A 9708-nucleotide genomic window follows, 5' to 3' on the forward strand; every position below is an offset into this window, starting at 1 on the left:
GGCGGTTTCGTGCTGGAAGTCGAGTCGTTTCTCGGCTGAAGCCGCCCAATTTCAACAGGAGAACCCATGACCCAACCCTTCACCGACGACACCATCATCAATACCGGCCCGGAGTGGCTAAGCGCCAAACGCCGCGAGTCGCTGGATTTGTTCAACATCCTCGAACTGCCCACCGAGAGCGTCGAAGCCTGGAAATACACCCCGGTCAGCGGCACCGACTTCGGCAAGCTGCGCCCACACGGCAAGCGTGATGTGGTAAGCGACGTGACCCAGCTCCCCGCCAGCGTACAAAAGCGCCTCCAGGGCACCGACGTGGGCGCCTACCTGGTCCTCGACGGCCCGGATGTGGTCTACGCCACGCCGCTGCCTGCCGAGCTGGTCGCCCAGGGCGTCATCTTCACCGACCTCAAGACCGCCGTGGAGCAGCACGCCGACAAGGTGCAGCAGTACCTCTACTCGGTGGTCCCCGCCGAGGTGCCCGACGATACGACCATCGCTGCGCCCGGCACGACGCCCAGCAAGTCGCCGGACCCCAGCGAGGGCAAGTTCAGTGCCCTGGCCGCCGCGCTGTGGACCAACGGCGCGTTCGTGTACGTGCCGCGTGGCGTGACCGTCGAGTTGCCGCTGGGCTCGTTCCGGGTCATGAGCGAGGCCGGGACCTACACCGCCACCCGCACCCTGGTCGTGGCCGAGGAGAACGCGCAGGTCACCTTCATCGACGAGCAGGACAGCGAGGAGTTGCCCGGCACCTACGCCATCGGGGCGGTTGAGCTGGTCGTGAAACAGGGCGCCCGGCTGCGCTACGTCAGCATCCAGAACTGGGGCAAGGGTGTGACCCACATCCAGCGCCAGCGCGGCGACGTGGGCCGGGACGCGACCCTGAATTCCCTGGTCGTCACCATGGGCGGTACTTTGTCGCGCACCGAGATGCAGAGCTATCTGCGCGGCCAGGGCAGCGATTCGGAGATGCTGGCGCTGTATTTCGCCAACAAGGATCAGCACTTCGATCACTACACCCTGCAACACCACGCCGCCGCCAACGCCCACAGCGACCTGCTTTACAAGGGCGTGGGCGACGACTCCTCGGTGGGCGTCTTCAGCGGCATGATTAAGGTGGACCTGCACGCCCAGAAGACCGACGCCTACCAGAAGCACCGCACCCTGATGCTGTCCAGCGACGCCCGCAACTACAGCGTGCCGCAGCTCGAGATCAACGCCAACGACGTGCGCTGCTCGCACGGCAGCACGACCGGGCCGGTGGATCAGGAGCAACTGTTTTTCCTGCGCTCACGCGGCATCCGCCAGGAGCAGGCCGAGAAGATGCTGGTCACCGCCTTTCTGGAAGACGTGCTGACACGGGTGCCTCTCAAGAGTGTGGTGAACTACATCGAGGGGATTATTGCCGAGAAGGTCGGCGCGGCTTAGAGCAGTACTCCGAATTACGCCACGGGGAAAACAGCCTCCCCGCGCCTCCATTCTGCGTCCTGCTCAGTCAACACTACTCGCTCCGCTCGGTCATAAAAAGGGTTTTTTTATGACATCTGCTCTAAGCGACGCGAGTCGGATGAAGCGGCCAGCCTCTGAAGCGGGGCTAGCCGTTGCGCTGTGCGCTGGGGAGAACGACCGGACCTTCCTCTTTCCACGAGGCAGCTATGCTGACCGCATGAACGTTCAGATTCGGCGGCGCTGGCTCCTGTACGGCGGCCTCACCGCGCTGGCCCTGCTACTGAGCGGCTGCTCACAGGTGCGCTACCTGGCGCAGGCGGCGGGCGGGCAACTGGATCTACTGGTTCGGGCGCGGCCCATCGCCGGGGTGATCGCCGACCCCGCCACCGACCCGCAGACGCGCCGCAAGCTGGAGCTGGTCGGGCGGGTCCGCGAGTTTGCCCTCACCGAGCTGGGCCTACCGGATCACGGCGCCTTCGTGAACTACGTGGACGTGGGGCGGCCCGCCGTGGTCTGGAACGTCTTCGCGGCGCCGCCGGACAGCGTGACGCTGCGGACCTCCTGCTTTCCGATTGCCGGTTGCGTGGCCTACCGGGGCTACTTCAGCGAGGACAGCGCCCGCGCCGACGCCGCCGAGCGCCAGGCCGCCGGAGACGACGTGAGCGTGGGGGCTATCCTGGCCTACAGCACCCTGGGTATTTTGCGCGACCCGCTGCTGTCCACCATGTTGAGCTACCCCGACGCGGCCCTCATCCGCACGGTCATTCACGAACTGGCCCACCCGGCGCTGTATCTGAAAGACGACACGACCTTCAACGAATCGTTTGCCACCGCCGTCGAGGAGGAGGGGATGCGCCGTTACCTGGCCCGCGAAGGCAGCCCTGAACTGAGAGAGGCTGACACACTGGCTCAGGTTCGCGCCAGCGCCTTCGAAGCTTTGCTTCTGCGAACACGCGGCGAGCTGGCCGACCTGTACGCCTTGAAGCTGCCCGCAGAGGCGACCCGGACTCGCAAGGCCGACGTGCTGGGCCAGCTCCAGAACCGCTACGCCGCCCTAAAATCCAGTTGGGACGGCTACTCAGGCTATGACGGCTGGTTCCGGCGCGGCGTCAACAATGCCTCGCTGGGCGCGGTGTCCGCCTACGCCACGCTGGTCCCCGACTTCCAGGCCCTGCTAGAGCGGCAGGGCGGCAATATTCCGGCGTTCATCGGGGCAGCCACAATCTGTAGCAAACGCCCCCAGGCGGAGCGGGCCGGGTGTTTGCGGGGCGAGTGAGGGCTCTGGCGGAACGAATGATCTGGGCCGCGCCGAGCAAGATTAGACCTACCAGTAGCCGACGCGAATTCGGTCACGGATGGTTTGGATAAGCCATTTGATGAATTCATATGCAATTTTGATCGCTATCAGCACAATGAAGGGAGCGCTGAAGAAAAACTGGGCTTTGTACCACCAGCCTTGAGTGGTCGACTGAAAGACAAATTGATGTGCGACAAGATCACAACACGCCGCCAATCCATAAAAGATGAAGATCTTTCGGTAAAACAGCGTCATCGGCAAGTTCAAGAACCCCACCACCCATTCCCACGCCGCTCTCATCCTCCAAGTCTACATCCTCAGCCCCTCATCAGCCCGCAGCTCTAAGCTGACTCCATGCTCCCTACCCTCCTGCTCGGCCTGGCGCTCGCTGCTCCTGCGTCGCCCTACTCGCTGCGCCTGGGCCTGAGCGACAGCGAGTGGAACGGCATCGTCTCGAACACGGGGGGCAAGGTGGAACAGGGCTACACCGTCACGCAAATTCTGAAGATGCCGGGCGGCGATACGCTGGTGCGCTGGTCGTCCACGCCGGGTCTTGACCCCAAGGGACCGCACAGTCTGGGCGTGCAACTTTACGGGCCGGGCAACGTGTTCAGGCGCTGGCTGCCGGACACGGCCCGCATCGACCGGGATTTTCTGCTGTGTGACCGTCTGGTTATCGGCGGGGGCAACACACTCCGGGCCTGGGACAGCAGCAGAGACTACGCTCTGGCCAAGCTGCCACAGGCGCCCATCCTGCCGGATAGCACCCGCCTGAGCTGCCAGGGCGGCCTGGTCGTCGCGGAGATGCCGAACGGACCGAAGCGCTGGAAACGTGTTCTGACCTGGCGCCTGCGCTGAGCCGGACACCCTCTCCCCCGTCCGCCCGCTAGGCTGAGCGCATGACTCCTTCCCGGCTGATCATCGCAGGTGGTTCTGGCTTCCTGGGCCGTTCGCTGGCACGGTATTTCGCAGCGCGCAATTGGGATGTGGTGATCCTATCGCGCAGTCGGCCCACCTCGCCGGTGCCGGGGCGCTGGGTCCACTGGGACGGGCTGCGGCAGGGCGAGTGGACCCGTGAGCTCGACGGGGCCGCCGCGCTCGTCAACCTGGCCGGGCGCACGGTCAATTGCCGCTACACCGCCCAGAACATGCTCGACATCTACACCTCGCGCATAGGCAGCACGCGGGCGCTGGGCCGGGCCATTCAGGGTGCCCGGAACCCGCCGCCGGTCTGGCTGAATAGCAGCACCGGCACCATCTACAAAGGCGCCCGCGACCACGCCCAGGATGAGCTGAGCGGCGAGATCGGGCACGGCTTCAGTGTGGACGTGGCCCAGCGCTGGGAGGCCGCGCTGATGGAACCTGAGCTGCCGCACACGCGCCGGGTGGCCCTGCGAACGGCCATGGTCTTCGGCGTCGGGGCCGGGGGCGTCATGGAAACCACCGACCGGGTGGTCCGTCTGGGCCTGGCCGGAGCGATGGCGGGCGGCGCTCAATTCCTCTCGTGGATTCACGACCTGGATTTCTGCCGGGCGCTGGACTTTCTGATCGAGCATGACCTGTCCGGACCGGTCAACGTCACGGCGCCGGGGCCGCTGCCTAACGGCGAATTTCTGCGAGCCTACCGGGAAGCGTGGGGCGTGCCCATCGGTATTCCGTCCACCGCCGCACTGATCAGACTGGGGGCGGCGGTCATGAACTCGGAGGCCGAACTCCTGCTCAAAAGCCGCTGGACCGTGCCGACACGATTGCTGGACGCGGGCTTTCAGTTTCAGTATCCGAACTGGCCAGATGCGGTCAGGGCACTGGTGAAGCAGGTCAGGCACGAGGGGCACGCAACGCTGTAAAAGCGCTTACGGCAGCTCGGCCCGCAGTTCGCTGACGACCTCCGGCTGAACACTGGCCTGCACCATGATCCGGTGAAAGCTCTCGATGGCGTGGCCGAGCCGGGCCAGGTGGGCCAGCGTCAGGTCCGGTGCGAGCCCGGTGCGGCCTTCCCAGAGGGTGGCGCGTAGCGGTTCGCCGTCCATGCCCGGAATGTCCAGCGCCACGTCGGGCGACTCCAGATGATACGGCAGCATGACCGGGCCGACAGGTTGCCCCGCCGCCCGCCGGGCATTCATCTGGGCATCGATCTTGCCCTGGGCCAGCGACATGACCCGGCGCAGTGCCAGCTCCGGTGGGCCGACCAGCACGATCTCGCCGCCATACAGAAAGGAGCTGTCGGCCTGAATGCTCAGGCGCACGCTGCCCTGGCGCTCCTCATCGGTCAGGTCGCCTCGCATGTTCGCCGGAAACTGGACCCTCACGCCGCTCTGAGTGGCCTTGAGCGAGGTGACCGGGCTGGCTCGGCGCTCGGCGCGTTGCGAAAGCAAGTCGAGCACGGCGATGAGCGGCGCCAGCGGCGTGCCCGGCGACTCGGTGCCTGCCGGGCCGAAGCGCAGCAGCGCCGGACCCGACTCGGCGTAGTCCGGTAGCCCGTTTGAACGCAGCCGCGCCCAGTCTGCCGGGCCGAACTCACTCCTGGCGCTGAGGGTCAGGCTTTCCACACCGCCCGTCACCCCCAGCAGCAGCGCCGGATCGCTGGGATTGCTCAGGGCGGCGACGAAGTTGAGCCAGTCGGGGTAGAGCGACAGGCCCCGCACCTCGCCCAGATCGCCCATGACGGTCGCATAAAATTGCCCGGCGCTGCCGTCCGGGTTGACCCAGCGGGCCAGCAGGGGTTTATCAGGCTCGAAGACGGCCCAGGGCTCGGCTTCCAGAAAGCGCCCGAAGGCCCGGATCAGCTCGGCCACCTCGGCGTCCAGCACGCCGTCCAGAAAGGGGTGCGGCGCACTGGCCTGCGCCTGCTGCCTCAGGGCCTGGCCCAGTTGCGTTCGCATCTCAGCGAGCAGTTCACGAAACTCGGGCCGGTCGTGGTGCTCGGCCCGGATGCCCAGCCCGGCCAGCGCCGTGTGCAGTGAAAAGGCCAGCGCCGGGTCCGGCGTCAGGAGCTGCGCCGGGCGGTAACCAGGCTCGTCCGGTCCACCGACCTCACTGAATCCGGGGTCGAGCATCGCCAGCAGCGTCACTTTCAGGATGTCGTCAGGCCCGGCCTCCAGCACCGGCTCGCCCCGCAGCACCTGGCCGCTGTTCATATCGACAATCAGCACCAACACAGGCACGCCCTCACTTTCCGGCAAGACGCCCGGCAGCGGCTCAGCGGCGACCAGCCAGGCGGCCTCCTGGCGCTGGGGCAGCGCACTCACTTCGGGCAGCAGGTCGGCCACCTCTATATCCGAGAGGTCGAAGTCGCCGAAGTCCGCTTCCTCCGGTTCGTTCAGCAGCTCGGCAGGCAGGTGAGCGCTCAGCATCTGCATCAGTTCGCCTAAGCCCTGGTCTCTCCCTGGCCAGACGGGCAACAGGTTCATCGGGAGTGGAACGGAAGCCGGTGCGCTGCTTCTGGACGCCTTCCTGGGTTTGGACTTGGCAGGCAGCTCGCTCAGGATCTGGCCTTCCTTGAGCGCGGGCGGCCAGTCGTCCAGATTGCCGCCGTCATAGCCACAGACGCCCATACGCGGGCTGTTGACCACTGGAAGCTGCTCCTCGCGGGTACTCTTGCCATGTTTGCCGCAGTAAAGCAGCGGGTCGCCGGTCTGTTCGTCGTAGTCCCAGCTATGAGCCCACCTGGCGGGCGCGCTGCACTTCGAGCAGGACAGCTCCGGCGGAAGGTTGCGGGCCAGCAGCCGCACTGACTTGCTGGCTTCGCCGCTGACCCGTTCACGCGCCTGAACCTGCACGCTGAGTTCGGTGCTGCTGCCGAAATCGTAGGTGTAGCCGAATTTCTGCCCCACTTCCAGACCGAGCCTGGAGAGCGGAGGCTGAGTCAGCTCGGTGGAGCCCGAATAGTCGCTGTAGTCCTCCTGCGGCCCCACCGTGAAGGCGCTCATGTGACCGCAGCATTCCAGCCAGATGCCGCGCAGAAAGCCGCCAAGATCATCCAGGGTGAGGCTGATTGGCACGTCTATGTCCAGCCAGTAGCCGGGCCGGTACTGCCCACTGACGCGCAGGCGGTAGACCTCGTGACTGGTCGTCTGTTTGCTGACTGTCTGGATGCTGGACTCGCCGACTATTCCGCGCTCCGGGCACTTCGCCTGATGCCGGGTCATGCTGGCCTTGGCACCGACGAAACCGCAGTGGCGGCACATGCCGCGCGACTGTTGACGAATCTGGGTCATGGTCCCAGTCTAAGAGATGAGCAAAGCAGAGTGGGGCTACGCCGCAGAAGCGCTCACAGGTGAGCAGAGCGCCGATCTGAATACTCACCTTCTGGACAGACGGGCGCGGCGTGGCTGAGCATGACGTTTGCGAAACTCTAGACCAGGGGCCATACCATGACCAAACACAGGCTCGAAGCGTTCTCGGACGGCGTGCTGGCCATCATCATCACGATTATGGTGCTCGAACTGCGCACGCGCCCGGCGGCCACGAGTGGGCGGACCTCGCCAGGCTGTGGCCGACGCTGCTGGCCTACCTCATTGCCTACCTCACTATTTATGCCGGTGCAATTTGGCAACGGTGAAAACATGGACCCTGAGAGTGGCGGCGTCGATGAACAGCGGTCAGATCTGTTTTGCTCTCATGGCTGCTGGTCTGGATAACGTTGTCGAGTTCAGCCGGTATCAGCCGGTATCAACAAGTATCTCCCTGCTCACGTTTCGGGCTTCCGCTTCCTGGGAAGGGCGGCACCTGCCGGGCGTCTGCACCTATCGGGCGTCCTGGCGAGAGCGGCACTTACCTTACTTTACCTTGCCTTGCCTCGACTCGCCGCCTGCTTGCAAACAGCGCTCCATCCCTCTCCTTCGGAGCTCTGCGAGTCCACGTCCGCCAGCGGGCAGGCGTCTGCTGGACGTCCGTTGTGCCCAGGAAGGACATGCTTGGCAGCGTGACCCGGCTCACATGAAGGCGCCCGGAACGCTTTGTGAACGGAGCACCGTGGCCAGCCGGGAAAAGGCCGGGCTGCACAGGCCAGGGCGTGAGAACGCCGGTCTCATAGGCGGTCCATGAAGCGGGCGTAACGGCCAGGCGTGACCGGGGCTGAGCACTCCTCAGAACACGCTCCCAGATGAAGGGGCGCTTAGACCGCGCTGAGCCGCGTGAGTTCAGGACTCCTGTTTGGTGGCAGCCGCACAGGAGCGATTTCAGGGTTGTGGGGATGTTCACATGGAGGCCGCGCCTAGGGTCGGGTCAGGAGCGGCACTGGCCGTCCGCACGCTGCATGCCTGGCCCCAGTCAGTACGGGAGCCGGGCGCGGCACCAAGGAGATGTCATGAAACTCAAGCTCTACGCCGTCCGCGCCCTGACCCTGGGCCTGCTCATCAGCACTGCTGCCGTGGCACAGACCACCCTGCCCGCCACGCCCCCAGCGCCGACAACCCCAGCGCCGACAACCCCAGCGCCCGCTACTCCAGCGCCAAGCACCGATCCAGCTCCGAGCACCGACCCGGCCACTCCCGCACCGGCTGATCCAGCCACGCCGAGCACCGACACCACCACGCCTGCTCCGGGCGCCGCACCGGCTGCCGCGCCCTCCACCCTGCTGAGCGGCGACAAGCCCACGCTGCCCACCCTCGACGGCGAGAAGGTGCTCAAGACCGTGCCCACCGTACTCGGCCAGGCCGTGATCTACTCCGGCAGCGTCAAGGACGCACTTAACCGTACCGTGGCCCTGCTGACCACTGCGGGCTACAGCGCCAGCAACGAGGCTTCGGGCACTGCTGCCAGCACTGCCGCCAGCACTGGAGCCAGCACAAAGGCCAGCACAGAGGCCAGCACCGACGCGGCCACCAGCAAGGTCACGCTGACCAAGGGTGACGAAACCGTGCAGGTCAGCGCCACCGCGAAGCTTGGCCTGACCGTGCTGGCCATCAGCCGCGACATGAAGCCCACCGCCACCACCCAGAGCGCCCCGGCGCCCAGCACCGACACCACCGCACCCACCGACACCACCGCACCCGCAGACACGGCAGCGCCCAGCACGGATACCACGGTGCCCAGCACGGATACCACGGCGCCCAGCACGGATACGACCACGCCTGTCGACCCCGCCACCCCGGCAACGCCCGGTACCGACACGACGACGCCTGCCGATCCTGCCGCGCCCGTGACCGATCCCGCCGCGCCGAGCACCGACCCGGTGACGCCACCCAAGAAGTGACGCCACCCAAGAAATGAGAGCCCGACTTTCCTCCCGGTGAGCGGCACCGGCCCCCTGCACTCCAGGCGGGCCGGTGCCTTTCGGTGATGCGGATGATGCTCTGAGTGCCGAAGGGAATGCTGAGGACGCGGGCGCCCACCACGATTGTCCGGACGGTATTCGGCATCGACGGGTTTGAGTGCGGCTGCGCCAAGCTGACTGCGCACCATACCGAGACAGTGAGGCGCATTGACCCCGGCCCCAGCACTCAGCCCGGTACTCGCTGTCCGGTACTCACTGTCCAGTCCAGGCACGGCGGCAAGGTGGCATGGCAGGGTGACGGTGGCGACAGCGGCCTTCCAGGCTGGTCATCCCCACTGTTCACAATCCCGTTCGGGCACTGCCAGACGCCGCTTGGCAGCTTTTTCATCGGGGCGAGCGCCATGCCCGCCGCCATCAGACGCACTACCGAGTTTTGGCCGCCGAGTTTTGGCCGCCGAGATCTGGCCACCGAGATCTGCTCGTCGTTGCGGCTGACCGGGCCACAGGCACCGGATACCCAGAGACCGGACATGAGTCAGGTCTAAGCGCCTCTCAGAAAAGAGCATGGTAGGTTGCCGTATGTTTTCGTCTTCCCCGTTTCGCCCGGCCTCCCTGCGGCGCACCACCACGTTCCGTTTTCTTGCGCTGTGTCTGACCGGCGCTTCGCTGCTGGCGGCTTGCAGCGACTCCACCACCGCGCCGGGCACGTCTGATCCGGCGCCGAGCGCCCAGGTCACGCCGGTCCTGA

The 9708-nt window shown here is 65.9% G+C and carries 8 protein-coding genes; 6 read left to right on the top strand and 2 right to left on the bottom strand.

Annotated features, from left to right (window positions below; genetic code table 11):
* Window positions 1-66: 66 nt before the first annotated feature.
* On the top strand, window positions 67-1425 hold the full coding sequence (gene sufD, locus Q0R23_RS06075) for a Fe-S cluster assembly protein SufD (protein ID WP_293911477.1): 1359 nt from the start codon (window positions 67-69) through the stop codon (window positions 1423-1425).
* A 238-nt stretch (window positions 1426-1663) separates the two neighbouring features.
* Window positions 1664-2722 (top strand): aminopeptidase, encoded by a 1059-nt coding sequence (locus tag Q0R23_RS06080; protein ID WP_293911479.1) that lies wholly within the window; start codon window positions 1664-1666, stop codon window positions 2720-2722.
* 48 nt (window positions 2723-2770) lie between these two features.
* Here Q0R23_RS06080 and Q0R23_RS06085 read toward each other — a convergent pair whose 3' ends face one another.
* Complete coding sequence (locus Q0R23_RS06085) at window positions 2771-3043, bottom strand: hypothetical protein (protein WP_293911481.1); 273 nt, start codon at window positions 3041-3043, stop codon at window positions 2771-2773.
* A 54-nt stretch (window positions 3044-3097) separates the two neighbouring features.
* Here Q0R23_RS06085 and Q0R23_RS06090 point away from each other — a divergent pair, with 54 nt between their 5' ends.
* A complete protein-coding gene (locus Q0R23_RS06090; protein WP_293911482.1) occupies window positions 3098-3601 on the top strand; it encodes a hypothetical protein in 504 nt (167 codons plus the stop codon).
* 41 nt (window positions 3602-3642) lie between these two features.
* Window positions 3643-4590, top strand: coding sequence for a DUF1731 domain-containing protein (locus Q0R23_RS06095; protein ID WP_293911484.1), 948 nt, complete (start codon window positions 3643-3645; stop codon window positions 4588-4590).
* A 6-nt stretch (window positions 4591-4596) separates the two neighbouring features.
* Here the strand turns inward: Q0R23_RS06095 and Q0R23_RS06100 are convergent, their stop codons facing one another.
* Window positions 4597-6960: a hypothetical protein gene (locus Q0R23_RS06100; protein ID WP_293911486.1), complete on the bottom strand. Its 2364-nt coding sequence runs from the start codon at window positions 6958-6960 to the stop codon at window positions 4597-4599.
* A gap of 156 nt (window positions 6961-7116) precedes the next feature.
* Between Q0R23_RS06100 and Q0R23_RS18495 the strand changes: the two genes are divergently transcribed.
* On the top strand, window positions 7117-7383 hold the full coding sequence (locus Q0R23_RS18495; protein WP_366520395.1) for a TMEM175 family protein: 267 nt from the start codon (window positions 7117-7119) through the stop codon (window positions 7381-7383).
* A gap of 668 nt (window positions 7384-8051) precedes the next feature.
* Window positions 8052-8939, top strand: a complete 888-nt coding sequence (locus tag Q0R23_RS06105; protein WP_293911488.1) for a hypothetical protein — start codon at window positions 8052-8054, stop codon at window positions 8937-8939.
* The last annotated feature ends 769 nt before the right edge of the window (window positions 8940-9708 follow it).

It is taken from the genome of Deinococcus sp. (assembly GCF_025362455.1).
GTDB lineage: Bacteria > Deinococcota > Deinococci > Deinococcales > Deinococcaceae > Deinococcus.